Below are 24,608 nucleotides of genomic sequence, written 5' to 3' on the forward strand. Positions count from 1 at the left end.
CCGTCCACCGACGGCCGCGGACAGGAGCAATGGACCGATGCGCGACACGATCGTCATCGGCGCGGGACACAACGGTCTCGTAGCCGCCGGTTACCTCGTCCGGGCAGGACGCGACGTCCTGGTGCTGGAACGGGATTCGATCCCCGGTGGGGCGGTGTCCACCGTCGAGCGTTTTCCCGGCTACCGCGTCGACCGGGGCTCCTCGGCCCACATCATGATCCGGCACACGCCGATCATCGAGGACCTCGATCTGCACGCCCACGGACTCCGCTACATCGACTGCGACCCGTGGGCGTTCGCGCCCGCGGCCGACGGCCGTGAGGCGATCGTGTTCCACAGCAGCCTCGATGCCACCTGCGCGTCGATCGAGGCCTCCTGTGGCGCGGCCGACGCCGACGCGTACCGCCGGTTCGTCGGCGTCTGGGGCCCGCGGTCGGCGTCGGTGATGCAGATGTTCGGCTCGCACCCCACCGCCGGCTCGTTCGCCCGCGCCTTCTGGGGCATGCCGACACGCGACGGGGTGTCGGGACGACAGGCCGGGATGACCCTCTCCCAGGAGTTCCTCCGATCCGGGGACGCGTTGCTGGACAGCTGGTTCGACTCCGAACGACTCAAGGCGGCGCTGGCCTGGTTCGGCGCCCAGTCCGGCCCGCCGATGAGCGAACCGGGCACGGCACCGATGGTGGGCATCGCCGCGCTGATGCACACCCTCGGGCCGGGGCGTGCGATCGGCGGCAGCGGCGCGCTCACCGACGCCCTGGTCCGCCGACTGCACAGCGGAGGTGGCGAACTCGCCCTCGAGCAGCCGGTCACGGCGATGACGTGGTCGGGCGACCACTGGCAGGTCACCACCGGCGACGGCACCGTGCACCGGGCGCGATCGGTCGTCGCCGCGTGTCACATCGTGACCACGCTGGACGCGCTCGCAGCAGGCGGTTACGACACCGACACCGTCGGCCGCTGGCGGTCGCGCATCGAGATCGGTCCGGGTATCGGCAGCGCGATCCGCGTGGCGACGACGGCGCTGCCGGCGTACACCGGACTGCCGCAGGGGCTGCCCGCGCACGGCGTGCACTCCGGCCTCGGACTGCTCGTGTCCGACCGGGCCCACCTCGCGGCCGCGTACGGCGACGCGCGGGCCGGCGAGGCACCGCGTCGGCCGGCGCTGGTCGCGATGAGTTACTCCGCGATCGACCCCACCCTGGCCCCCGCCGACCGTCATCTGGTCACGCTGTGGGCCCAGTGGTATCCCCGACATCTCTCCGGCGGGCGCAGCTGGGCGGAGATCGCCGACCGGGCCACCGACGACATCGTCGCCGAGATGGACCGTCACGCACCGGGTTTCGCGCAGCAGATCGAGCACGTGTACACCCAGACACCCGACCGGATCGAGGACGAGCTCGGCCTGATCGGCGGCAACGTGATGCACGTCGAGATGTCGTTGGACCAGATGTTCATGTGGCGACCCCACCCTGATCTCGGCGGCCACCGCGTCCCCGGTGTCCCCCACCTGTTCCTCGCAGGTGCGTCGACCCACCCGGGCGGCGGGGTGAGCGGTATCAGCGGCGCCCTGGCGGCCGACCTCGTCATCCGCGACGCCGAGGGGGTCGCCGACGGGGTACGCCGGACCGTCGCGGCGGTGACCGCACCACTACGTCGTCGGATGCCGGGCCCCCGGTGACCGGCGACACCGCCACCGCCCCACCCCGCACCGTGCGGTCCCCGTCGATCCACACCCTTGCCGTCGCCGGTCTCGCGGTGACGATCGGTGCGCAGATCGTCTACCCCCTGGTGCACGGCTCGACCCGGGACGCGACGACGATGGTCGTGCTGTGCGCCGGCGTGGTCGCCATGGCCGCGGACGCCATCGGCCGACGCGGTGCGCTGCGTGGGGGCCTGGTCATCGTCACGATCGCCGTGCTCGCGTTCACCTTCGAGGTCCTCGGCACCAGGACCGGGATCCCGTTCGGCGACTACACCTACACCCAGGGCCGGATCGGCCCGTCCGTCGCCACGGTGCCGATCCTGATCTCGGCCGCCTGGTTCGTGGGCGCCTACAGCGTGTGGCGGGTCGCGGTGTTCGTGCTGCCGCGCCGGCCCGTGCTGCGGGTGCTCGCCGCGACCGTGGCACTGGTGGGGTGGGATCTCTACCTCGATCCGCAGATGGTCGCCGCGGGTCTGTGGCGGTGGGGGGTCGATGACGCGGGGTTACCGGGCATCGACCAGATCCCCCTCACCAACTACGCCGGATGGGCGTTGTTGGGGCTCGTGGTCTTCGGCGTGCTGTCGCTGCTCGACGCCCCTGCCCGCACCGACGTCCTCCGACCGGACGACACGACGGCGCGGGTGCCCGTGGTCCCGCTGGCGTGGTTCGCCTGGACGTGGCTCGGATCCGCGGTCGCCCAGGTCTTCTTCCTCGAGGACGGCGCCCTGCGGTCGGGGATTCCCTATGCCCTCGTCGCGATGGCCGTGCTCGGCGTGCCCGCACTCGCCACGGCCACCGGATGTCGGCGTTGACGACACCGACCTGGCACGATGTGCGTGTGCTGGGAATGAGATCGGCGTCGCAGAAGCGCTCACCATCGAGAAACCGTGGGCTCCGGGTCGTGCTCGCGACGCTGATCGCGGCACTGTGCACGCTGGCGCTGAGCTCCTGCATGGACCGCTCCCCCTACGTCGGTGACCGTCTGTGGGGCGATCTCGTCGTCGCGGAGAAGTCGACCGGACAGGGACAGTCGAGCAAGGGCCCGCAGATCGAGGTCCCACAGTCCATGGCCGGCAGTGTCGTCGCCGAGGAGTACGACGAGAACGGCATGGTCGGCACCCGTGTCACCTACACCGCGCTTCCGGTCGGCCAGTTCAACCAGCTCGGCGACCTGCTGCTCGAGGCCTACCCGAACTCCGCGGTGAGCCTGCAGCTCACCACGAAACGCAGTGGCGACGTGGTCCGGTTCCGCGGCAACGCCGACCTCGCGAGCCTCACCCCCGGGCAGGACCTGCTGGAGCTGACCGTGCAGTTCGCCGGCGGCATCAGCGCGACCAACGGAACCCAGTCGTCCGACGACACCGTGACCTGGAAGCCGGAGGCGGGCAAGGTCAGTGACCTGACGGCCGAGGCGACCTACGCCGATCCGGGAACCGCGGCGTTCGGTGACTGGACCTGGGTGCTGGCCGGGCTGACGCTCGCCGTCGTCCTGGTCGTCGGCGGCATCGCCTACCTCGCGCGGGACACCTCACCCCGCCCCGGGGCACCGGCCCGGCGAAGCTGACGCCGATGGGGGTGGGGACCGTCCTCACCCGGTTCTCGCTCGGGCTGAGCGTCCTCAACGCGGCCATGGCCCTCGCCAACGCCCGACGCTTCCGCGGGTTGCCCGCCGCCGCCTCCCCGACGTCCGGACCGGTCGTGGTGTGCGTTCCCGCGCGCGACGAGGGCCCCCGGATCGGCGATCTGATCGCCGACCTGCGCGCACAGCGCGGTGTGCCCGGCCTCCGGGTGTTCGTCTACGACGACTGTTCGCGCGATGACACCGTCGAGCGCGCACGCACGGCCATCGCCGGAGACGACCGCATCACGCTCGTCTCCGGCACCGCGACACCGCCACCGCCGGGGTGGACGGGCAAGGCGTGGGCCCTGCACCGGCTCACCGAGACCCTTCCACCCACCGAGACCCACCTGTGCTTCGTCGACGCCGACGTCCGGCTCGGTCCCGACGCGCTCGCCCGGGCCGTCCGCGAGTTCGCCATGCTGGACGAGGTGGGCACGCGACGGTCACCGGGCCTGCTCTCGGTGTGGCCGCAACAGCTCTCCGGGTCGCCGGCGGAGACCCTGATCCAGCCACTGCTGTCGTGGTCGTGGTTCGCGTTGCTGCCGTTGGTGGTCACCGAGCGGCACCTGCGACCGTCCACCGCGATCGCCAACGGACAGTTCCTGTTGACCACGCGCTCTCGTCACTCCCGGATCGGCGGCCATCGCGCTGTGGCGGGCAGTCTCACCGATGACCTCGACCTCGCGCGCGCCTACCGGCAGGCCGGGTTCACCACGCAGGTCCGCGGGGGCCACGACGACATCCGGTGTCGAATGTACGGCGGGGCAGGCGAATTGCGATCCGGGTACCGACGATGGTTGGCCACCGAGGTCGGCGGCACCGGAGGGGCCGTCGTCGTCGCCGGCCTGGCCCTGGCGGGATACGTGTGGCCGGTCGCGGCGCTGGCCACCGCGTCGCGACGATCGGCCGCGGCGGCGCTGGCGCTGGCCGCGGGTTCCCGCCTGGCCGCGCGAGCACACGAGGCCGGACGGATCACGCCGACCGATGTGGTGTCCTCGGTGGGTCACCCGGCGGCGATGGCCGTCACAGCCGCACTGCTCGTCGACTCCGCTCGACTGACCCGGTCGGGATCCCTGCGGTGGAAGGGGCGGCCGGTCGGCCGATCAGGGAACGAGGACGTCCATCCCGAGGCGCTGTAGGACCTCGGTGGTGGCCTTGGCGAAGTTCAGGCTGCAGAAGTGCAGACCGGGGACACCCTCGGCGATGAGGCGTTCCGACATCTCGGTGGCGAGGTCGATACCGACCGCGCGCACGGCCTCGCGATTACGGTCCTCGTCGTCGCCCGCAGCCCGTGACAGGCGTTCGTCGACGTCGGCGGGCAGGGTGGAGTTCGAGAGCTCCAGCATCCGTCGCACCGACGCCAGCGAGGTGATCGGCATGATCCCCGGGATGATCGGCTTGGCGCCCTGCTCGGGGTCGGCGGCGACCACCCGGTCGCGCAGACGCAGGTAGTCGTCGACGTCGAAGAACATCTGGGTGATGGAGTACTCGGCACCCGCACGCAGCTTCGCGACGAGGTACTTGGTGTCGTCCTCCAGCGTGGGCGCGCGGTGGTGCCCCTCGGGGAACGACGCGACACCGACCTGGAAGGCACCGAGCTCGTCGACGAAGCGCACCAGCTCCTCGGCGTAGGCGACGCCGTCGGGATGCTTGACCCACTCCCCCAACGGATTCCCCGGCGGGTCGCCGCGCAGGGCGAGGATGTTGGTGATGCCCTGGTCGGCGTAGGCACCGATCAGTGCACGCAGCTCGGTGAGGCTGTGGTTGACCGCGGTGAGGTGCGCGACGGTCAGCAGCGTGGTGTCGCGGGCCAGCTGGCCGGCGATCCGGACGGTGCGGTCACGCGTACCGCCACCGGCGCCGTAGGTCATCGACACGAACGCCGGACGCAGCTGTTCGAAGATGCGCACCGCACGCCAGAGGCGCTCCTCGCCGGCCTCGTCCTTGGGCGGGAAGAACTCCACCGAGAACGGCACGGGACCGCTGTGTGGTTGCGACAACTGCGAGACGACAGAGGGTGGTCCAGACGGTGTGATCACCACGCCAGCATACGGACAGCCTCCGACGGGGTGCACGGCGTCGGCCGACCCCGGCGAGCGCCCCTGCCGCCACCGGACCTGCGGCGACGATCGGTAGGGTTTGAAGAATGCCTCCCTCCCATCCGCAGCATGTGGAGATCGTGTGACCCCGACCTCGGAGATCACCTCGTCGACAGCCGTTCTCGTGCCGGACAGCGTGCAGGGGGTCCCCGCCGCCGCCGAGACCGTCCTGCGGCAGATGTTCGATGTCCACCGGGCCACGACCGCGCGGATCTCGCCGGTCGTCGCGACGCTCGTCGATCAACTGGCCGCGTTCACGCTCAACGGCGGCAAACGCGTCCGACCGACCTTCGCGTGGTCGGGATACCGCTGCGCGGGCGGCGGCACCGACGAGGCGATCGCACGCCAGGCGCTGACGGTGTGCACCGCGCTCGAGCTGATCCAGGCCTGCGCGCTGATCCACGACGACATCATCGACCGCTCCGACACCCGCCGCGGCCGACCCACGGTGCACCGCGCGCTGGAGGCCGAACACGTCGACCGGACGTGGTCCGGCGACTCCGGCCACTACGGGGTGTCGACCGCCATCCTGCTCGGCGACCTGGCCCTGAGCTGGGCCGACGACGTCGTCGCGAGCCGCGACCTGCCCGCCGAGATCCGCGATCGGGTGCAGCCGATCTGGGCCGCGATGCGCACCGAGGTCCTCGCCGGGCAGTTGCTCGACGTGGTCGGTGAGGCGTCGGGCGACGAGTCGGTCGACGCCGCGTTCCGTGTCATGCGCTACAAGACCGCCGGCTACACCGTCGCCCGACCGCTGCAGTTGGGGGTGGCGCTCGCCGGCGCCGACGAGACTCTCGCGGACGCGCTCGGCGCGGTCGGTGACGGTCTGGGGATCGCCTTCCAGCTGCGTGACGACCTCCTCGGCGTGTTCGGCGACCCGGCGCAGACCGGAAAACCGTCCGGCGACGACCTCGTCGCCGGCAAGCGCACCGCACTCCTCGCACTCGGACTGCAAGCCGCCGACTCCGACGATCCCGCCGCCGCCGCGGAACTCCGCGCGATGATCGGACGGCCGCTGACCGACGACGAACTCGACCGGGCGCGGGCCATCCTGCGCGACGTCGGAGCCGAACGGGCCGTCGAGGATCACATCGACCGACTCGTCGCCGAGTCGTTCGAGGCCCTCGACGCGGCCGCCGTCGACCCGTCCGCACGTGTCGAACTCGTCACGGTCGCCACCGCCATCGCCGGACGCCGACGATGAGCCGCGGAGAGGCGCGTGCCGGTGTCCGTCAGATCACCGGTCCCACCGACCACGTCGTGGTCATCGGGGCGGGGTTGTCGGGGCTGGCCGCGGCTCTGTACCTGCGTGGCGAGGGCCATCAGGTCACCGTGGTCGAAGCCCAGCGGACGCCGGGTGGTCGGGTTCGCACGGAGTCGATGGGCGGGCACCTGTTCGACACCGGTGCGTCGGTGCTGACCATGCCGTCGCTGATCGAGGCCCCGATGGCCGCGGTCGGCATCTCGGCGGCCAGCACCCGCGCGATGCTCGACCTCACACCGCTGGACCCGACCTATCACCTGCGCTACGCCGACGGGACCGACTTCGCCGTCGACCGGGACACCGACGCGCTCGCGTCTTCGATCGGATCGGTGTTCGGACCCGCCCAGGAGCAGGGGTACCGCCGGCTGCGGACGTGGCTCGAGCGCCTCTACGACGTCGAGTTCGACGACTTCATCGACCGGAACTTCGACCGGCTGACCGACTTCGTCGACAACTCCGAGATGCGCACCCGTGTCGGTCAACTCGTCCGGATGGGCGCCGTCCGACACCTCACCCCCGCGATCGCCCGCTTCATCAGCGACACCCGGTTGCAGCGCGCGTTCACCTTCCAGGCGCTCTACGCAGGCGTGCCGCCGAGTCGCGCCCTGGCCATCTACGCGGTCATCTCGCAGATGGACATCGGTATGGGCGTCTGGTACCCGCGGGGCGGGATGGGTCGCATCGGGGCCGTCATGGCCCAGGCGTTCACCACGGCCGGCGGCACCATCCTCTACGGGCACCCCGCCCGGCGGATCGAGTTCGACCGGTCATCGCCCGGCCTGCCACGTGCCGTGGCCGTCCAGACCGACGGCTGCGAGATCAACTGCGACGCGGTCATCGTCACCACCGACACCCCGGTCACCGCCGAACTCCTCAAGGACATGCCCGCCACACGGTCGCGTCGCAGGACCCGGCACTCACCCAGCGCCGTGGTGACCCACCTGACCGTGCCCGCCGAGGTCGGCGCCGCGTGGCCGGGTGGACACCACACCATCGACTTCGGCGAGGCGTGGGAAGAGACGTTCCGAGAGCTGACCGCGCGGTCCGGACGGTTGATGAGCGATCCGTCGCTGCTGCTGAACCGGCCGGGTCTGACCGACCCGGACCACTTCATCGTCGACGGCCGCGAATCGGTGACCGTCCTCGCGCCGTGCCCCAATCTCGACAGCGCCGACCTGCCCTGGGACGCGCTCGCCCGGCCCTATGTCGCCGAGGTCCTGTCCGTGCTCGAGAGCCGCGGGTACCGCGGTATCGCCGAGACCGCCAGGATCGAGCGGATCGACCACCCCGGCGTGTGGGCGGCGTCGGGCATGTCCGCGGGCACCCCCTTCGCGGCGGCGCACACCCTGGGGCAGACCGGACCGCTGCGCGCCACGAACCTGTGGTCGGGCGCGGCCAACGTGGTGTTCGCGGGTAGCTCGACCGTCCCCGGCGTCGGCATCCCGCCGGTGTTGGTCTCCGGCCGTCTCGCCGCCGAACGCATCACCGGGTGAGGCGCCACATGAGGTGTGCGGGTGATGTCGGGCACTAGGATCGCCCCCATGGAGGTCGGTGTCGAGCGTGCGGTCCCGCGCACCCGTGGCGCGAACTTCGCCGCGTTCCTCGCGACCCCCGTCGGGCGGGCAGCGCGCCTGGGCTTCATCGGGTCGCTGCTGGTCACGCTCGGCAGCTTCGGCGTCGGCGACATCCCCCGCGCGAACACCTGGCTGCAGGACGCGTCGATGGCCTGGGTCACCTACGGCCACGGGAAGTCGTTGTCGGGGTTGCTGTTCTGGGCCGGTGTCGCACTGATGGTCGTGGCCTGGGTCCGACTCGGTCGTGTCGTGCTCGCCGAGCGCATCGACACCACCGACACCGGGGACGCGTCGATGTCGGGCGTCGGCGAACTGCGCTGGGCCGCCGCGGCGTGGGCGGCTCCCCTGATGCTCGCGGTCCCGGTCTACAGCCGCGACGTGTATGCGTATCTCGCACAGGGCGCCCTGCTGCGCGACGGACTCAATCCCTACGTCGACGGCCCGGCGTCGCAACCCGGACCGTTGCTCGACAGCATGGCGCAGGTGTGGGCCACCACCACCGCGCCCTACGGCCCCTTCTTCGTCGCCATCACCCGCGGCGTCACCGAGATCACCGGCGACCACACGATTCCCGGTGTCCTGCTCATGCGGTTGGTGATGCTGCCCGGGTGGGCACTGGCCATCTGGGCGGTCCCCCGCCTCGCGGCGCACGTCGGTCGGGACCCGCGTGTGGCGGCGTGGCTGGTCGTGTTCAATCCGATGCTCGTCATCCATCTCGTCGCGGGCCCGCACGTCGAGATGCTGATGGCCGGGGTGCTGGTCGCCGGGGTGGTGCTGGCACTGCGGGGACATCACGTGAGCGGGTTGCTGGTGTTGGGCGTCGCCGTGTCGATCAAGGTCACCGCGGGCATCGCGATCCCGTTCGTCCTCTGGATCTGGCTGTCGCACATCCGATCTCGCCGCGACATCCGCCCTGTCGACATCGCACGCGTCTTCGCGGTGATCGTGGCGACGACCGTCGCGGTGTTCGGCGCCTTCACACTGGTCATCGGCCACGGGTTCGGCTGGCTCAACGGCCTGGGGTACGCCGACCGGATCATCAACTGGCTGACCCTGCCCACCGCGATCGCGCACGTGATCACCTATCTCGTGGCGCCGTTCACCGCCATCCCGCTGGGGCCGGTGTTGTCGGTCAGCAGGACCGTCGGCTCGGTGGTGCTGGCCGTGGCGCTGGTGTGGACGTGGTGGCGTTTCCGACGTGACGAACGCAGCGCGGTGGTCGGTGTGGCCGTCGCCATGTTCGCGGTGCTGCTCCTCGAACCATCCACTCTGCCCTGGTATTACAGCTGGGCGCTGGTGTTCGCCGGGGCGGCCGCGATCACCCGCCGGTGGCTGGCGGTCATCGTCGGCGCGTGTGTGTTCATGTTGATCGTGTTCCAGCCCGACGACTCGATCCTGCTCTACGAGCCCACCGACCTCCTGCTCGCCGCCGTGCTCGCGGGGCTGGCCGGGTGGTCGCTGTGCCGCGAGGACCCGTTGCGGCTGCGGCGAGTGCTGGGACGTGTTCGATGACGCCCGAGGTCGGCTCCGCCCTGGAACGCGGATATCGGGCGGCCCGCGAATCCACCGCCCTGCACGGTCGGACGTACTACCTCGGGACCCGGTTGCTGCCGCCGCAGCGCCGTCGCGCCGTGCACGCGCTCTACGGATTCGCGCGCATGGTCGACGACGTGGTCGACATCCCCGGCGACTCCGACCCGGTCGGCACCGTCGACGACATGGACCGGCAGTTGCTCCGTGCCCTCGAGGTCGCAGGCGGACCGCCTGGATCGATCCCGTTCGAGGGGATCCCGGGTATCGATGACCAGATCCTCGCCGTGGCCGACACCATCGTCGGATTCGACATCCCACGCGACTACTTCTCCGCGTTCATGACGTCGATGCGGATGGATCTGCCCGGCAGCCCGCTGTTCCGCACCCGGTACCGCACGTTCGACGAACTCGACGAGTACATGTACGGCTCGGCCGCGGTGATCGGCTTGCAGATGCTGCCGATCCTCGGGACCACCGACGCGGTCGACGCCGTCGCACCGGCCCGCGCGCTGGGTGAGGCATTCCAGCTCACCAACTTCATCCGCGACGTCGGTGAGGACCTCGACCGCGACCGGATCTATCTGCCCACCGACGAACTGGCGTCGTTCGGTGTCGGCGAGGACATGTTGCGTGAGGCTCGCCGGACCGGTGTCAGTCCACCGGAACTCGTTCGGGCGCTGGCGCATTGCATCGCCGTCACGCGATCCCGCTATCGCGACGCCGAGCCGGGTGTCGCACTGATCGCACCCCGCAGCCGACCCGCCATCCGCGCCGCGTTCGATCTCTACCGCGACATCCTCGACGAGGTCGAGGCCGCCGACCATCAGATCCTGGGTCGCCGGGTGTCGGTCGGTGGCCGACGCCGCGCCCGCCGAGCGATCTCCGCGGTGATCAGACGGCGCTGAGCGCCGTCCGGTTCAGAAGGCCAACGCCTGCGCGCGACGGATCATCTCGCGCGCGGAGTGGCCGTGCAGCGCGTGCGCCGGGCACTCGCCGATGTCGTCCTGTTCGGTGAACAGCCACCGCATCGCGGCGTTGCGGCTGAACCCACCGTCGATCAACACCGCGATCAGTCCGACGAGGTGCTTGGTGACCTCGGATCCGTCGAGGAAGGTCGCGGGCACCATCGGCACACCCGACCGGTTGACGGCGAGCAGTTGGTGTTCGGCGATCATCGTGCGGATCCGCCCGGCGGACAGGTGGAGACGCTTCGACACCTCCGACACATCGAGAACCGGTTCGTCGGCGGGCAGGAAGTCATCGGACATCGGCAGGGAAACCACAGCGATGACACTACCGAGCACCGTGACCGACGCAACGGGTCGGATCCGGTTGTCGGAGGTCGCAGGTCCTACTCGCTACCCTGACAACCATGAATGCCGTCCGCGATGTGTTGCTCGGTGCGCGTCTGGAGCGGCGCTACCGCATCGACGCGCTCATCGCCCGTGGCGGCATGTCGAGCGTGTACCTCGGCATGGACCTCCGCCTCGACCGTCCCGTCGCGGTCAAGGTGATGGACCCGCGCTACAGCGCCGACCAGGAGTTCCTGTCCCGCTTCGAGTTCGAGGCGAGGTCGGTGGCGCGCCTCAAGGACCCCGGGTTGGTGCCCGTCTACGACCAGGGCGTCGACGGTGACTACGCCTTCCTCGTGATGGAGCTCGTCGAGGGCGGGACGCTGCGCGAGTTGCTGCGTGAGCGTGGTCCCATGCCGCCGCACGCGGCCGCCGCGGTGGCCATCCCGGTCCTGGGTGGACTCGGTGCCGCCCACGCCCACGGTCTCGTCCACCGGGACGTGAAGCCGGAGAACGTGTTGATCTCGGAGAACGGCGAGGTGAAGGTCGTCGACTTCGGTCTGGTCCGTGCGATCGCCGCCGCGGGGATCACCTCGAACAGCGTGATCCTCGGGACCGCCGCGTATCTGTCGCCCGAGCAGGTCGAGTCGGCCGACGCCGACGCCCGCAGCGACATCTACTCGATGGGCATCCTGATCTTCGAGATGCTGACCGGGACAACCCCGTTCACCGGCGACACCGCCCTCGGCCTCGCCTACGCCCGACTCCAGCGCGACGTGCCGCCCCCGAGCCGTCTCATCCCCGGTGTCCCCCGCGAGTTCGACGAGTTGGTCCTCACCGCGACCGCCCGCCGGCCCGAGGCGCGCTACGCCGACGGTGACGACATGCTCGACGCGCTCGTCGAGATCGTCGCCGACCTCGGTCTGCCCCCGTTCACCGTTCCCGCTCCGACACGGTCGGCCGAACGCGAGACGGTCATCGCGTACCGCAACGGCCGCGCGCCGGTCGCACCGCCTGCTGCTCCACTTCCCCCGACCCCGCGCAACGCCACCCGCATGATGGACGCCGATCCCGACCCCGTCGGCTCACCCCGGACCGCGACGCGTTTCGAACCCCGCGACGACGATTACCGAGACCGCGACCTCGCCGACGATTTTTACCCGGACGACGACATCGAAGATGCGCGACCGCGGCCGGCCCTGCTGGCGATGTCGCGAGATTTCGACGAGATCCGCAGCCGCTCTCGACGCCGGGCCCAGGTGTTCACCCTGCTCGTGCTCGTCCTCGGGATCGCACTGGCCGCCGGCGGCTGGTGGCTGGGCTCGACCATCGCCTGATCGGTCGCGCTCCGCGGAGCGCGGTCGGTCCACAAGCCACACCGCTCAGCCTCGTCGAGCGCACCACGCACGCAGGACACCCCAGGGGCGTTGGTTGTGGACGCCACTGCCGTCGATGGACCACGATGAAACCGCCGGACTCCACCGACTCCATCTCGAGCACTCTGTCGCCAACCACGCGTCGTGCCGAATCGCCGAGAAGGCCGGCTTCGTTGCGGAGGGCATCCATCGATCATCGGTGCCGCACGCCGACGGATGGCATGACATGCACTTCCACGGCCGCGTGAGCACCGACCGGTAGTGCCGGGTGGGGCTCAGCCCCGGAGCATCTCCGCGACCAGGAACGCCAATTCCAGCGACTGCTGGGTGTTGAGGCGGGGATCGCATGCGGTCTCGTATCGACCCGGCAGGTCGAGATCGGAGATGTCCTGCGCACCACCGAGGCACTCGGTGACGTCCTCACCGGTGAGCTCGATGTGCACGCCACCGGGATGCGAGCCGAGTGCGCGGTGCACCTCGAAGAAGCCCTGGACCTCGTCGACGATGCGGTCGAAGTGCCGCGTCTTGAAGCCGGTGGACGCCTCGTGGGTGTTGCCGTGCATCGGATCGCACTGCCAGATCACCTTGTGGCCGGTCGCCTCGACCGCTTCGACGATGGGCGGGAGTACGTCGCGTACCTTGCCGTTGCCCATGCGCGCGACGAGCGTGAGACGACCGTCGACCTTGTTCGGGTCCAGCTTGCGGACGTACTCGACGGCCTGCTCGGGCGTGGTCGTCGGACCGATCTTGACCCCGATGGGGTTGTTGATCAGCTCCGCGAGCGCGATGTGCGCACCGTCGAGCTGGCGGGTCCGCTCACCGATCCACAGGAAATGCGCCGAGAGGTCGTAGAGCACCTTCTCGCCGTCGGGATCGGCCGGGTTGTCCGCGAGCCGCAGCAGGCCCCGCTCGTAGTCGAGCACGAGCGCCTCGTGCGACGCGTAGATGTTGGCCGACGAGAGGTTGGAGTCGTTGACGCCGCAGGCGTCCATGAATCGCAGCGCGCGGTCGATCTCGCCTGCGAGTGCCTCGTACCGCGCCCCGGCCGGTGAGGTGCGCACGAACTCGCGGTTCCAGTCGTGCACCTTGTGCAGGTCGGCCAGACCGGCGCCGGTCAGGGCGCGCACCAGGTTCATCGCCGCGCTCGCGTTGGCGTAGGCGCGGACCAGTCGTGACGGGTCGTGCGCACGCACGGCCTCGTCCGGCGGGAAGCCGTTGACCATGTCGCCGCGGTAGGACTGCAGTCCGAGGGCGTCGGTGTTCGACGACCGCGGCTTGGCGTACTGCCCCGCGATGCGCGCGACCTTGACGACGGGCATGCTCGCGCCGTAGGTCAGCACCACCGCCATCTGCAGCAACGTGCGGATGTTGCCCTTGATGTGCGGTTCGGTGTTGTCGACGAACGTCTCGGCGCAGTCACCGCCCTGGAGCAGGAACGCCTCGCCGCGGGCCACCTGCGCGAGCTGCTCGGACAGGTGCGCGACCTCGGCGGGCATGCAGATCGGCGGGACGCTCTCGAGCACGGTCCGCATCGCCCGCGCCTTGTCCTCGGGCCACGACGGCTGCTGCAGCGCGGGGCGCGACAGGGCGTCGGCGAAGCGTTCGGCCAGCTCGCCGGGCAACGGCGGCAACTCGGGGAGTTCGTCAATCGGTACGTCTACGGTCCAGTTCACCACCGCAACAGCCTAGTACCTGCGGTGATGGAGGTCCGATTCGCGGGCAACGCCTCAGCTCGTGGCGGCGGTCATCGACTGCCAGCGAACCAGGTTGTGCCGGGCGTCGACCAGCGCGTCGTGGGCGTCGGCGGGCGGCGCGGGCAGCTCAGGACGACCGAGCGCCTCCCAGTGCTGCTTGAGTTCGCGGGTGAACCGCGGGATGGGACGCGGCAACGCCGTCATCGACCCCCACAGCTGACACAGCACCACGTGGTCGTACGCGCCGATCCACGCCCACAACTCGATCTCGCCATCACCGGCGGTGAGAAAGTTCAGCAGATCGTCACGTATCTGTCGCCTGGACCGCCAGGCTTTCGACGACGGCGACGGCAATTGTGGCAGGACATGAGATCTCACCCAGCCCCCAGCACGTGCGGGGTCGAACTCCGACGACACCGCGTAGAACTCCCGACCGTCCTCGGCGACGACACCGATCGACACCAATTCGATGGTCTGACCGTCCTCGATGAACTCGGAATCGTAGAAGTAGCGCACACTCAGACCCTATGCGCTCAGGTGGATCGATGACCGCCCTCACCGACCGCGTCGAGAGGGCCGATGCGGGGTTGGCCGCATGGCGTCCCTCGCGACGGCTGATGGGCCTCATCGTCGTCGCGTTCACGCTGACGGCGATCGGCCACACGATCGGCCTGCCGTTCACCCGGACGTTCCCGGCGTTCGACCGGATCGACATCGACGTCTACCGCATGGGCGCGCAGGTGTGGCGCAACGGTGGCTCGCTCTACGCGTCGGGGTCGATGCCGTTCACCACCGACGGCATCTGGCTGCCGTTCACCTATCCGCCGTTCGCGGCGTTGATGTTCCTCCCGTTCAGCACCGTCCCCCTCGCCGTCGCGGGCGTGGCCATCACGTTGTCGACGGTCGTGCTCACCGTCGTCATCGCGCGGATCGTCCTCGTCCGGCTGTCCATCGGCACCCCCGAGAACCGCCTCTGGATCGCGCTCGTGGTCGCCACCGGCGCGCTGTGGCTCAACCCGTTCTGGATGACCCTGGGCTACGGGCAGGTCAACGTGGTGCTGATGGCGCTGGTCGCGGTCGACCTGCTGCTCCTGCCCCGCGATTCACCGTGGCGCGGCGTGCTCATCGGTGTCGCGGCGGCGATCAAGCTGACCCCGATGGCGTTCGTCCTCATCCTGCTCGTCCGTGGCGAATGGCGTGCGGCCCTGCGGGCGGTCGGCGCGTTCGCCGGGCTGGCCGCGGTCGCGGCGGTGTGGGCCCCGGCCGACTCGGTCCGCTACTGGACGCACACCGTGTTCCACACCGACCGGATCGGCGATCTGTCGGGCGGGAACAACCAGAGCGTCAACGGCTTCCTGGTGCGGTTGTTCGGCGGCTCGGGACACACCGAGCACCTGCTGTGGGCCGTGGCCGTCGTGGCGCTGACGGCGCTCGCGGTCGTCGCGATCCGACGCTGCGCACCGCTCGGCGGCGACGTCCTCCCGGTGGCGGTCACCGCCGTGTGGGCTCTGCTCGTCTCGCCCACCTCGTGGGCGCATCACTGGGTGTGGTCGCTGCCTGCCGTGCTCGCGCTCGCGGTCGTGGCGGTGCGCTCCCCGGACCGGACCGTCCGCCGCTGCTACGGCACCCTCGCCGTGACCGGCGTGCTCGCGTTCGCGGCCGGTCCGTTCCAGTTCCTGCCCCGGCGACCGGCGGTCTGGGACGCGCTCGACGCGGTCGCGGGAAACGCCTACTGCCTCTGGGGACTCGCGGTCCTCGTCACCATCACGGTGGTGGGCCGCGACACCGTCAGGCGGCGGGCTCGGCCCGGGGCGAGCCGGGTTCGACGACCGGCTCCGCGGTCCCCTCTGCAGCCTTCTTGAGACTGGCCGCATACAGGTCGACGTACTTCTGACCGCTCAGACGCATCAGCTCGTACATGATCTCGTCGGTCACCGCGCGCTCGATGAAGCGGTTGCCGTTCATGCCCTCATAGCGCGAGAAGTCCAGCGGCTTGCCGATCCGGACGGTGATCCGCGTGGGGCGCGGGAACGTGGTCCCCGGTGGGTTGAGCTTGTCGGTGTTGATCATCGCCACCGGGATGACCGGCACGCCGGTCTCCATCGCGATCCGGGCCAGCCCCGTCTTGCCCTTGAACAACCGGCCGTCGGGTGAACGCGTGCCCTCCGGGTACATCCCCATCAGCTCACCGGCCTCGAGCTTGCGACGGGCCGAGATCAACGCGTTCTCGGCCGCATCCGCGCCGGACCGGTCGATCGGGATCTGTCCCACTGCGGTGAAGAACCACCTCTGGAACCGCCCCTTGAGACCGGTGCCGGTGAAGTACTCGCTCTTGGCGAGGAAGTAGATGCGACGCGGACTCGCCATCGGCAGATAGAAGCTGTCGACCACGGCGAGGTGGTTGCTGGCCAGGATGGCCGGGCCGTTCTCGGGGAGGTTCTCCACGCCCTCGACGCGGGGGCGACCGGCCAGGTTCAGGATCGGGCCCAACAGAACGTACTTGAACAGCCAGTACCACATAGCCCAGCAACTCCGATCGACCCGATGTGCCAACGCATTTCTCGTGTGACTCTACCCACCGGCGGTCGGCGCGGGCACCTTGCGCAGATCACTGCGGGCGATGTCGGCCGCACCGATCATCCCGGCCGCCTCGCCGAGCTGAGTTCCGCGGATACGCGCGAGCCGTCGGTGTCCGGATCCGGTGAGCATCGCGCCGTAGTGTTCGCGCGCCTCGTCGAGGAACAAACCGCTCGACGCGCCGACGCCGCCCGCCAACACGATCAGATCGGGATCGAAGATGTCGCCGATCATGGCCAGCCCCTGTCCGAGCCACCGCGCGAACTCGGCGACCGCGGCCACCCCGACCGGGTCACCGTCGTTGGCCGCGGCGGCCACGCGGCGTCCGGTCAACGAACCGGGATCCTCGGCGGTCTCCCGCGCCAACAGACTCGACCGGTAGGCGCCGTCGGCGACGAGCTCCACCACCGTGTCCACGAGGGCGGTACCGCTGCAATACCGTTCCCAGCAGCCGAACTTGCCGCACGAGCACACCCGGCCACCCGGGACGACGCATAGGTGGCCCAGTTCGGGTGCGACTCCGTGACTGCCGCGGTAGAGCCGACCCTCGAGCAGCAGTCCGGCGCCGATCCCGGTTCCGATGGCCAGCACCAGGGTGTTGTGACCGCCGCCGGCGGCACCGAAGCGGCGTTCGGCCACCGCGGCCGCGTTCGCGTCGTGTTCGAGCGAGACCGGCAGCCCGATCCGCGCGCTCATCTCCGCGGCGACCGCGACCTCGCGCCAGGGCAGGTGCGGGGAGAACCGGATGACCGACCGGTCCGGGGTCAGGAAACCCGCCACCGCGAGACCGACCGCCTCGACCGGCCACCGCGACCGGAGTTCTGAGACGAGTCGGTCGAGGCACTTCTCGAGTGCCGGCGCGGTGGGCGGCGTCTGGGCCCGCACCTTGTCGAGGATCTCGCCACGGGCGTCGACCACGGCGGCACGGATACTCGTGCCGCCGAGGTCGATCCCGATCGTGTGCATGTTCTTCACAACTGCGGTTCGCCCATCTCCACCTCGACCGCGATGGGTTGGAATCCGGTGGCCGGTCGGGTCGGATGTCCCGGGGCCGTACGACCACGCGCGCCCATGGCCTCGTCGAGCGCGGCCGAGATGGCCTCGAGTACCGCGATGATCGCCGCGATGAGGTTGGTGACGAATTCACCGATCTCGGTGATCACCGTGTCGACGGTCGCGCGGATCGCGGGTCCGAGATCGCCGGAACCGCCCGCGCGGGGGTCGCGATCGCTGATCACGGTGGCGGCGAACTGTTCCACCCGCTCGAGGAGTCCGAGGACGAGCGTGCGCACCGGGTCCGCGTCGGAGGTATTGCCGCCGGCACTGTCGGACATCATCACTCCCCTCCGGTCGCTGTCGTCATCATGTCGTGCCTGCTCACAGGCGTCTCGACTCCGACGCTCGTGGGCGCCCTACTCCCCGTCGACCTCGGGGTCGTGGCGGGGCCAGACCCGCGGATCGGGCTGGAATCGGATGTTCAGCATCCCATCCTCCCATCGCGCGTCGCGCACCGAGCACCGGCGCAGCACCGAGGGCAGCGGCACACGGTGTCGGAACCCGCTGACGGTGACCAGCAGGTCGTCCCCGGAGCGCCCCAGAGCGAGGGTGCGCGGGTCGGGCAGCGGCTGGCGCCACCGGAGCCGGTACACCGCGGACAACCCCGAGCCGGAGAGCAGGACGACCTCCGCGGCGTGCGAACCCGCCGGGGGTCCGGGTGCGTCGGAGAAGTCGACGCCGACCTTGCGCAGTGCGGCGACGGTCCGTGGCGGAGACGAGAGCGATTGTGCGACAACCGTCGTCAGCCCGGGATGGTCGCGCGCGAGTTCGGCGTCGAACGCATCGTCGGCGGCGGGGCGTCCGGCGCCGGGGTTGCCGATCAGCGTCGACGTCGAGATCCCCATCAGCGCCAGCACGGCGAGGTGTCGCTGCGTCATCTCGCGCCCGTGCACGCCCGGGGGCACCACCAGGTGCGCATGAACGCACGTCGGGTCGACGAGCAGACCGATGATGTCCTCGCAGTCGGCGACGAGGGCGTCGACCACGGCCGCGGCGCCGGTCAGCTTCGGGTTCTCCGACGCGCCCGCGAGCCGTCGGTGTCGGGGCCAGATCTTCTCCAGGTATCCGGCGACGAGTTCGGCGACCCCGAGGAAGCCCACCGCGTCGATGCTGCCGGAGCAGTCGACGACGACCCGTTCCCAGGCACCGGAGACGGCCTCGTCGCGGATCCGACGCCAGGCCAGCAGCTGTTCGATCCCGGGCAGACCGGTCAGCTCGTCGGGGTCGATCTCGCTGACCCCTGCAGCGGCGCTGCCACCGGCCAGGGCCATCGGTCCACGCAGCAGCGCCCACACGTCGCCGAGCAGCGCCAGGGTGTCGATCTCGAGCAGGTCCACCCGCTGCGACACCGGGATCGGCTGTCCCGGAGTCGAATAGACGCCGAACACCCGCGCCGCCTGACGGAAACGGTCGAGGGTGACGAGCAGCGTGCGACCGCCGGAACCGCCGGCCTCCGAGTGCGGCGGGGCGACGGCCGCCGCAGCGGCGACCGTCGAGACGCCGGCCCCCCCTGGGCCGATCACGAGATGGATGGGCGCGAGATCGATCAGCCTTCGACCCTCTTCTTGAGTTCTTTGAGCGCGGCGTCGGTGATGGCCTTCTCGGCGCGACGCTTGAGAGCGCCGATGATCGGGATCGCCAGATCCACCATGAGTTCGTAGGTGACCTTCGTCGAACCGGACGCCTGCTGCACCAGCGAGTAACGACCGTGTTGGGCGGTCTGCAGGTCACTGCTGACCAGATCCCATTCGACCGCGTTGCCGTCCGGGGTCCAGATGTAGGACAGCTCGTAGGTGTCGCGCAGCACGCCGGCGTCGAGGGTGAATCGCACCTGTCGAGCCCGCCCGCCGTCGCCGGGATCGACGATCTCCACCTTGTTCGCCGCCGACACCCACTCCGGGTACCGGTCGAAGTCCGCGATCACCGACATGATCGCGTCCGCATCGGCGTTGATGACGATGGACTGTTCGGTTCTGTCTGCCATCGGACCTCAGTTCCTCCCCGCCGCCGGGTCGCCGATCGAACGGCCGGCCTCGAGACGATTCTTGACCTCGGTCGACATGACCCTCCCGGCCACCCTGCGATCGTGGTTCAGGTGCGCCAACCGGTCGCCGAGTGCGCGACCGCCGGTGGGCAGTATCTCATCGGGTTCGGCGTGCAGGAAGTAGTGCAGGACGAAACCGTCGAGAACGGGCTCACACCACACCTCCATGGTGCCGACCACGCCCCCGTCGACCGTCCACCGGAAGCCCTGCTCGGCACGGTCCTCGACCACCGACAGCGTCAGATCGGGCCACCAGCGCCGCTGGTGCGCGCGATCACCGAGGACCTCACGCACCGCGTGGGGTGACGCGGCGACGAAGGTCTCGTCCGCGACCTGAATGCTGCTCACCGCACTAGCTTCACACACCGACCGCTTCCGTCGTACACGCTCCCGCGGCGACCGACGTCGTCCACCTCGCCCCGACGACACCCCGGCGAGGCTTAGGCTTGCGGTCAGGGCCGATCGCGGCCTGTCTCCCATCGCAACCATGGAGGTCGGCATGCGCGAACACAGCGTGCCCGCGACATTCGAGATCAGCCCGGATGACCACTGCGGAAACATCATCGTCGACATCGCCGGTAGAGACCCCGACCAGGTGGTGTTCCGGATCGCCGACGGGTCCGAGTGGAAGCCGCTGACGGCGAAGGATCTCACCGCCCAGATCGACGCCGTGGCCAAAGGACTTGTGGCACAGGGCGTGGCCGCCGGGGATCGGGTCGCGCTGCTGTCGTCGACCCGCCCCGAGTGGTCGATCATCGACTTCGCGATCTGGTCCGCGGGCGCGGTGACCGTGCCGATCTACGACTCCTCCTCGGGCGGACAGATCGACTGGATCCTGCAGGACTCCGAGGCGACCGCCCTGATCATCGAGAACGACGCGCATCGCTCCATCGTGGAGGATCTCGAGCACGGCCTGTCCTCTGTGCGACGGATCTACCAGATCGACGGGCCCGCCGGTTCCGACGGCGCGATCGCCGAACTCACCGAGCAGGGCGCCGACGTCGACCCCGGTGAGATCACCGGCCGCCGATCCGGCGTCACCTCGTCGGACCCGGCCACCCTGATCTACACCTCTGGGACGACCGGTCGGCCCAAGGGCTGCATGTTGACCCACTCGAACCTGCTCAGCGAGACCGCGGCGGTCCTGCAGTCCGACCTGCGCGAGCTGCTCCAGCCCGGCTCGCGGACCCTGATGTTCCTGCCGATGGCCCACGTGTTGGCGCGCGCCATCACGATCGTCGCCATCCAGAGCGGCACCGAGGTCGGCTTCACCAGCGACATCCCGAAGTTGGTGGCGCACTTCGGGGAGTTCCGTCCCGACTTCATCCTGTCGGTACCCCGCGTGTTCGAGAAGGTCTACAACACCGCGCGCCAGAACGCGGGCGGCGGGCCACGCGAGAAGCTGTTCGACGCCGCGGCCGACACCGCGGTCGAGTACAGCCGCGCACTCGACACCGGCGGCCCGGGACTCCTGCTGCGGGCGCGGCATTCCGCGTTCGACCGCCTCGTGTACTCCAAGCTCCGCGACGCCCTGGGCGGACGGTGCCGCCTGGCCATCTCCGGTGGTGCACCGCTCGGGGAACGTCTCGGGCACTTCTATCGCGGCATGGGTGTTCCGATCTGCGAGGGCTACGGCCTCACCGAGACCACCGCGGCGTTCTCGGTCAACACCCCCGACGCACAACGCATCGGCACGGTCGGCAAGCCGTTGGGCGGCAACACCGTTCGGATCGCCGACGACGGTGAGGTCATGCTGTTCGGTGGGGTCGTCTTCGACGGCTACTGGCGCAACTCCGAGGCCACCGACGAGGCGCTGACCGACGGGTGGTTCCACACCGGCGACCTCGGCAGTGTCGACGACGACGGCTACATCACGATCACCGGCCGCAAGAAAGAACTGATCGTCACCGCGGGCGGCAAGAACGTCTCCCCCTCAGGCATCGAGGACGCGATGCGCTCGGAACCGCTGATCTCGCAGGCGATGCTGGTCGGAGACGGACGACCGTTCATCGGGGCACTCGTCACCATCGACCCCGACGAGTTCACGAAATGGAAGTCCGGTGCGGGCAAGTCGGATTCGGCGCAGGTCGCCGACCTGGTCGACGACGAGGATCTGCGCGAGGTCATCTCCAACGCGGTCGAGGTCGCCAACCGCACCGTGTCCCACGCCGAGGGTGTGAAGAAGTTCCGGATCCTGCCCGAGGACTTCAGCGAGTCCTCCGGCGAGATGACCCCGACGATGAAGATGAAGCGATCGGTGATCTCCGACAAGTTCTCCGACGAGATCGAGGCACTGTACGGCCGCTGAGCCGCCGGCCCTACAGCAGCGTCGCGAGCCGACGGGCCATGGACTGCCACTGCCAGTTCTCGACGACCCACTCGCGCCCGGCCGCACCCATGGCCGCGGCGCGGGCGGGGTCGGCGAGGATGTCGGCGATGGTGCCGGCGACCGCGGTGACGTCGCGTCCGTCGACGACCTCACCGGTCACCCCGCGGCGTACGGTCTCCGGCGCTCCGCCCGATGTGCCTGCCACGACCGGTATCCCGCTGGCCGACGCCTCGAGGTAGACGATGCCGAAACCCTCCACGTCGAGCCCGCGGCCGCGGGTGCGGGCAGGCATGGCGAAGACGTCGGCGGCCGCGTGATACGCCGGAACGTCGTCGACGTCGACCGAACCGGTCAGGGTGACGTGGTCGGCGACGCCTCCGTCCTGTGCGCGGCGCTGTAGCTCCTCGCGGTACGGTCCACCGCCGACGATGAGCAGACGCGCCCCGGGAACCCGCTCGCGGATCGCCGGCAGGGCGTCGATCAGCACGTCCTGGCCCTTGCGGGGCACCAGCCGCGACAGGCACAGGATCACCGGCGCGTCACCGAGACCGTGTCGCGCCCGGATCCGGTTGCGCGACTCAGGGTTCGGCGCGAAGCGCACGGTGTCCACGCCGGGTGGAACGTGCTCGAGCGCGGCGTCGGCCCCGAAGGCGGCGGCGAACCGTCCGCGCGTGTAGGTGCTGACGAACGTCACGACATCGGCGTGGGTGCCGATGTGTCGCAGCGTCTGACGGGCCGCGGGCAGCATGGACCACCCCACCTCGTGGCCGTGTGTGCTGGCCACCACCCGCCGGGCCCCAGCCGCACGCACCGCGGGGGCGAGCACCGCGAGTGGTGCGGCCGCGCCGAACCAGACGGTGTCGATGGCGTGGGTGCGCACGAGGGCGGCGGCCCGACGCGCGACGAACGGCGTCGGCAGCATCAGTCCGGTGCGATGGCGGACGATCTCGTAGGGTTGCGCGCTGTCGAACGCGGCGTCGGCACGCCATCGGGGCGCGTAGACGGTGACCTGATCGGCGGGCAGTCGGTCGACGAGATTCTGCAGATATGACTGGATCCCGCCGGGGCGCGGCGGAAAATCGTTGGTGACCAACAATGTCCGGTGCATCACCCGATCACGGTAGGCGAACCTGCTCGGTCAACCACGACCGCCATCCCGCCAGCACCGTCGCGCCGGGCGCACCGAGTTGGCCCTGCATGGCCGCGGCCTGCTGGACCGCGGTGCTGGGGCCGGTGGCCAGGGCGAGGTAGAGAGAGCGGAGCTTGGCGTCGCCGTATTTCCCGCCGACGTAGGCGGCGAACGACCAGGCGCTCTGGTACGCGATCGGCGCCTGCGGACCGGACACGGTGAACGCTGCGTCGGTCGGCAGCGCCGTGGGGGCACCACCGGCGGCGACCTGCGCGGCGAGGTCGGGCGCGGCGTCGGACAGGCGCCGGTAGGTGCCCTTGCGCCCGACGTATTCAGCCACGCCTTCGGTGACCCATTTCGCCGAGGTGGGCGCGGTCTTGGTGCGGGCCGCGACATGGGTCATCTCGTGACGCAACACGACGTCGAGAGCGGGACCGGCCAGCCCGGTGACCGAACCCGGCGTGAACACGATGCGCTGCCCCTCGGTGAACCCGTCGACCGCGTCGGCGGACGCGGAGACCGTCGCGGCGGCAGCCGCAGAGGAGTCCGCTCCCGCACTGCCCGACAGGGCCGCGAACGCAGGCGTCGAGTCCGTCGCGATCAGTACCGCGCGTCGGGGCCACTGCGGGCCCCAGAAAGCGGTCACCGCCGCCACCGCACCGGGCAGCGAGGACGTCAGGCGGGTGGCCAGAGCGGTGCTGCCGGGGTAACCGAGGACGACCGACTCGCCGCCTGCGGTGGCCGCGCGCGTCGCCCGGACACCGGGGAAGTCCCAGAACTGCGGGGTGGGCGCCGGTTCGCCCTGGATGGGCCCGGCGTCACCGACGACCTTCCAGCTGTCGTCGTACCGGGCCAACGCGAGTGGTCGGACGACGTCGACGGGCGGTTCGTCGACTCCGGCGAGCGCGTACTGCAACCCGACCGGGGCGATCCACGAGTCGGAACTGCCCTCGGAGTCGAGACGCGCCTGCAGATCGGTGGGTACGAGGACCTCACCGAGTGCTGTCGTCCGGTCGATCCGGTACCGGAACGTCGCCATGCCTGCGGCGTGGACGTTGATCGTCTGCTGCTGGATCGACGCACGGAACTCCGGCGTGGCCGCGGGGTCGATCAGGGCGTTCACCGCGGCGGTGTCGCCCGCACGCTGCGCGGTCGTGAGCTTGTCCAGCGTCGCCAGAACCGACGACTCGCGCTGATCCTCGTAGACGTTGGCCTGTGAGGTGGGCGCGGCATCCGGCTTTGACGACGACCCGCAGCCCGCGAGGGCGACCGCGACGACGCCGAGGGCGAGCAGACGTGTGGGCAACCGTCGGGC

At 70.2% G+C, this 24,608-nt stretch carries 24 protein-coding genes; 12 read left to right on the top strand and 12 right to left on the bottom strand.

Translation table 11 applies throughout. The features are described from left to right. Positions 1 to 37 precede the first annotated feature (37 nt). The 4 genes from LX13_RS14080 to LX13_RS14095 all read left to right on the top strand — a co-directional run bounded on the left by LX13_RS14080 (position 38) and on the right by LX13_RS14095 (position 4,465). Entirely contained in the window at positions 38 to 1,681 is a 1,644-nt protein-coding gene (locus LX13_RS14080; RefSeq protein ID WP_253661970.1) for a phytoene desaturase family protein, read from the top strand. After that, positions 1,678 to 2,517 carry a carotenoid biosynthesis protein gene (locus LX13_RS14085; protein WP_253661971.1) on the top strand — a complete coding sequence of 280 codons (840 nt, stop codon included), beginning with the start codon at positions 1,678 to 1,680 and terminating at the stop codon, positions 2,515 to 2,517. The genes LX13_RS14080 and LX13_RS14085 overlap by 4 nt, the downstream gene beginning before the upstream one ends. 89 nt (positions 2,518 to 2,606) lie before the next feature. Then, a complete protein-coding gene (locus LX13_RS14090) occupies positions 2,607 to 3,269 on the top strand; it encodes a DUF3153 domain-containing protein (protein WP_253661972.1) in 663 nt (220 codons plus the stop codon). Between the two features lie 5 nt (positions 3,270 to 3,274). After that, the gene (locus tag LX13_RS14095) at positions 3,275 to 4,465 is read left to right on the top strand and encodes a glycosyltransferase family 2 protein (protein WP_253661973.1); all 1,191 of its coding nucleotides are present in this window, start codon (positions 3,275 to 3,277) and stop codon (positions 4,463 to 4,465) included. Here LX13_RS14095 and metF read toward each other — a convergent pair. Further along, positions 4,430 to 5,362, bottom strand: coding sequence for a methylenetetrahydrofolate reductase [NAD(P)H] (gene metF / locus LX13_RS14100; RefSeq protein WP_253662753.1), 933 nt, complete (start codon positions 5,360 to 5,362; stop codon positions 4,430 to 4,432). The genes LX13_RS14095 and metF overlap by 36 nt on opposite strands. 145 nt (positions 5,363 to 5,507) lie before the next feature. Here metF and LX13_RS14105 point away from each other — a divergent pair, with 145 nt between their 5' ends. Genes LX13_RS14105 through LX13_RS14120 form a run of 4 tightly spaced genes read left to right on the top strand, consistent with a single transcriptional unit; the run spans position 5,508 to position 10,701 of the window. Next, on the top strand, positions 5,508 to 6,629 hold the full coding sequence (locus tag LX13_RS14105) for a polyprenyl synthetase family protein (protein WP_253661974.1): 1,122 nt from the start codon (positions 5,508 to 5,510) through the stop codon (positions 6,627 to 6,629). Continuing rightward, on the top strand, positions 6,626 to 8,182 hold the full coding sequence (crtI, locus tag LX13_RS14110) for a phytoene desaturase family protein (RefSeq protein WP_253661975.1): 1,557 nt from the start codon (positions 6,626 to 6,628) through the stop codon (positions 8,180 to 8,182). The genes LX13_RS14105 and crtI overlap by 4 nt, the downstream gene beginning before the upstream one ends. Before the next feature lie 48 nt (positions 8,183 to 8,230). Further along, positions 8,231 to 9,775: an alpha-(1->6)-mannopyranosyltransferase A gene (locus LX13_RS14115; protein WP_253661976.1), complete on the top strand. Its 1,545-nt coding sequence runs from the start codon at positions 8,231 to 8,233 to the stop codon at positions 9,773 to 9,775. Next, on the top strand, positions 9,772 to 10,701 hold the full coding sequence (locus LX13_RS14120; protein ID WP_253661977.1) for a phytoene/squalene synthase family protein: 930 nt from the start codon (positions 9,772 to 9,774) through the stop codon (positions 10,699 to 10,701). The genes LX13_RS14115 and LX13_RS14120 overlap by 4 nt, the downstream gene beginning before the upstream one ends. Before the next feature lie 12 nt (positions 10,702 to 10,713). Here the strand turns inward: LX13_RS14120 and LX13_RS14125 are convergent, their stop codons facing one another. Beyond that, positions 10,714 to 11,079 (bottom strand): Rv2175c family DNA-binding protein, encoded by a 366-nt coding sequence (locus LX13_RS14125; RefSeq protein ID WP_188490127.1) that lies wholly within the window; start codon positions 11,077 to 11,079, stop codon positions 10,714 to 10,716. 89 nt (positions 11,080 to 11,168) lie between these two features. On the opposite strand from LX13_RS14125, the gene LX13_RS14130 reads away from it, so the two are divergent. Beyond that, positions 11,169 to 12,425 (top strand): protein kinase domain-containing protein, encoded by a 1,257-nt coding sequence (locus tag LX13_RS14130; RefSeq protein WP_253661978.1) that lies wholly within the window; start codon positions 11,169 to 11,171, stop codon positions 12,423 to 12,425. Positions 12,426 to 12,540: 115 nt separating this feature from the next. Further along, positions 12,541 to 12,726, top strand: a complete 186-nt coding sequence (locus tag LX13_RS14135) for a GNAT family N-acetyltransferase (RefSeq protein ID WP_253661979.1) — start codon at positions 12,541 to 12,543, stop codon at positions 12,724 to 12,726. A gap of 13 nt (positions 12,727 to 12,739) precedes the next feature. On the opposite strand, the gene LX13_RS14140 is transcribed toward LX13_RS14135, so the two are convergent. Both LX13_RS14140 and LX13_RS14145 read right to left on the bottom strand, forming a co-directional pair. Further along, positions 12,740 to 14,140, bottom strand: a complete 1,401-nt coding sequence (locus LX13_RS14140) for a class II 3-deoxy-7-phosphoheptulonate synthase (RefSeq protein ID WP_253661980.1) — start codon at positions 14,138 to 14,140, stop codon at positions 12,740 to 12,742. 51 nt (positions 14,141 to 14,191) lie between these two features. After that, positions 14,192 to 14,674: a polyadenylate-specific 3'-exoribonuclease AS gene (locus LX13_RS14145; RefSeq protein WP_253661981.1), complete on the bottom strand. Its 483-nt coding sequence runs from the start codon at positions 14,672 to 14,674 to the stop codon at positions 14,192 to 14,194. 29 nt (positions 14,675 to 14,703) lie between these two features. Between LX13_RS14145 and LX13_RS14150 the strand changes: the two genes are divergently transcribed. Next, a complete protein-coding gene (locus LX13_RS14150; RefSeq protein WP_253661982.1) occupies positions 14,704 to 16,020 on the top strand; it encodes a glycosyltransferase 87 family protein in 1,317 nt (438 codons plus the stop codon). Here LX13_RS14150 and LX13_RS14155 read toward each other — a convergent pair. From LX13_RS14155 to LX13_RS14180, 6 genes are all read right to left on the bottom strand, one after another. Then, entirely contained in the window at positions 15,947 to 16,678 is a 732-nt protein-coding gene (locus LX13_RS14155) for a lysophospholipid acyltransferase family protein (protein ID WP_253661983.1), read from the bottom strand. The two genes, LX13_RS14150 and LX13_RS14155, sit on opposite strands and share 74 nt — an antisense overlap. A 51-nt stretch (positions 16,679 to 16,729) precedes the next feature. Beyond that, entirely contained in the window at positions 16,730 to 17,701 is a 972-nt protein-coding gene (locus tag LX13_RS14160; RefSeq protein WP_253661984.1) for an ROK family protein, read from the bottom strand. 5 nt (positions 17,702 to 17,706) lie between these two features. Further along, positions 17,707 to 18,069: a hypothetical protein gene (locus tag LX13_RS14165; RefSeq protein WP_253661985.1), complete on the bottom strand. Its 363-nt coding sequence runs from the start codon at positions 18,067 to 18,069 to the stop codon at positions 17,707 to 17,709. A 78-nt stretch (positions 18,070 to 18,147) separates the two neighbouring features. Then, positions 18,148 to 19,314, bottom strand: a complete 1,167-nt coding sequence (locus tag LX13_RS14170) for an ArsA family ATPase (RefSeq protein ID WP_253661986.1) — start codon at positions 19,312 to 19,314, stop codon at positions 18,148 to 18,150. Positions 19,315 to 19,337: 23 nt separating this feature from the next. Then, on the bottom strand, positions 19,338 to 19,775 hold the full coding sequence (locus LX13_RS14175; protein ID WP_253661987.1) for an SRPBCC family protein: 438 nt from the start codon (positions 19,773 to 19,775) through the stop codon (positions 19,338 to 19,340). Positions 19,776 to 19,781: 6 nt separating this feature from the next. Continuing rightward, positions 19,782 to 20,183 (bottom strand): hypothetical protein, encoded by a 402-nt coding sequence (locus tag LX13_RS14180; protein WP_253661988.1) that lies wholly within the window; start codon positions 20,181 to 20,183, stop codon positions 19,782 to 19,784. A 151-nt stretch (positions 20,184 to 20,334) separates the two neighbouring features. Between LX13_RS14180 and LX13_RS14185 the strand changes: the two genes are divergently transcribed. Further along, positions 20,335 to 22,143 carry an AMP-dependent synthetase/ligase gene (locus LX13_RS14185; protein WP_253661989.1) on the top strand — a complete coding sequence of 603 codons (1,809 nt, stop codon included), beginning with the start codon at positions 20,335 to 20,337 and terminating at the stop codon, positions 22,141 to 22,143. 10 nt (positions 22,144 to 22,153) lie between these two features. Here LX13_RS14185 and LX13_RS14190 read toward each other — a convergent pair whose 3' ends face one another. Next, positions 22,154 to 23,272, bottom strand: a complete 1,119-nt coding sequence (locus LX13_RS14190) for a glycosyltransferase family 4 protein (protein WP_253662754.1) — start codon at positions 23,270 to 23,272, stop codon at positions 22,154 to 22,156. A 7-nt stretch (positions 23,273 to 23,279) separates the two neighbouring features. Beyond that, a complete protein-coding gene (locus LX13_RS14195) occupies positions 23,280 to 24,599 on the bottom strand; it encodes a hypothetical protein (RefSeq protein WP_253661990.1) in 1,320 nt (439 codons plus the stop codon). Between the last annotated feature and the right edge of the window lie 9 nt (positions 24,600 to 24,608).

This window comes from Williamsia maris (assembly GCF_024171815.1).
Classification (GTDB): Bacteria; Actinomycetota; Actinomycetes; order Mycobacteriales; family Mycobacteriaceae; genus Williamsia_A; species Williamsia_A maris.

Coding starts and splice junctions, on each gene's coding strand:
- LX13_RS14080 (WP_253661970.1), top strand. CDS start 38: ATGCGCGACACGATCGTCATCGGCGCGGGACACAACGGTCTCGTAGCC.
- LX13_RS14095 (WP_253661973.1), top strand. CDS start 3,275: ATGGGGGTGGGGACCGTCCTCACCCGGTTCTCGCTCGGGCTGAGCGTC.
- crtI (WP_253661975.1), top strand. CDS start 6,626: ATGAGCCGCGGAGAGGCGCGTGCCGGTGTCCGTCAGATCACCGGTCCC.
- LX13_RS14115 (WP_253661976.1), top strand. CDS start 8,231: ATGGAGGTCGGTGTCGAGCGTGCGGTCCCGCGCACCCGTGGCGCGAAC.
- LX13_RS14120 (WP_253661977.1), top strand. CDS start 9,772: ATGACGCCCGAGGTCGGCTCCGCCCTGGAACGCGGATATCGGGCGGCC.
- LX13_RS14130 (WP_253661978.1), top strand. CDS start 11,169: ATGAATGCCGTCCGCGATGTGTTGCTCGGTGCGCGTCTGGAGCGGCGC.
- LX13_RS14135 (WP_253661979.1), top strand. CDS start 12,541: ATGGACCACGATGAAACCGCCGGACTCCACCGACTCCATCTCGAGCAC.
- LX13_RS14150 (WP_253661982.1), top strand. CDS start 14,704: ATGACCGCCCTCACCGACCGCGTCGAGAGGGCCGATGCGGGGTTGGCC.
- LX13_RS14155 (WP_253661983.1), bottom strand. CDS start 16,678: ATGTGGTACTGGCTGTTCAAGTACGTTCTGTTGGGCCCGATCCTGAAC.
- LX13_RS14160 (WP_253661984.1), bottom strand. CDS start 17,701: ATGCACACGATCGGGATCGACCTCGGCGGCACGAGTATCCGTGCCGCC.
- LX13_RS14165 (WP_253661985.1), bottom strand. CDS start 18,069: ATGTCCGACAGTGCCGGCGGCAATACCTCCGACGCGGACCCGGTGCGC.
- LX13_RS14175 (WP_253661987.1), bottom strand. CDS start 19,775: ATGGCAGACAGAACCGAACAGTCCATCGTCATCAACGCCGATGCGGAC.
- LX13_RS14185 (WP_253661989.1), top strand. CDS start 20,335: ATGCGCGAACACAGCGTGCCCGCGACATTCGAGATCAGCCCGGATGAC.
- LX13_RS14190 (WP_253662754.1), bottom strand. CDS start 23,272: ATGCACCGGACATTGTTGGTCACCAACGATTTTCCGCCGCGCCCCGGC.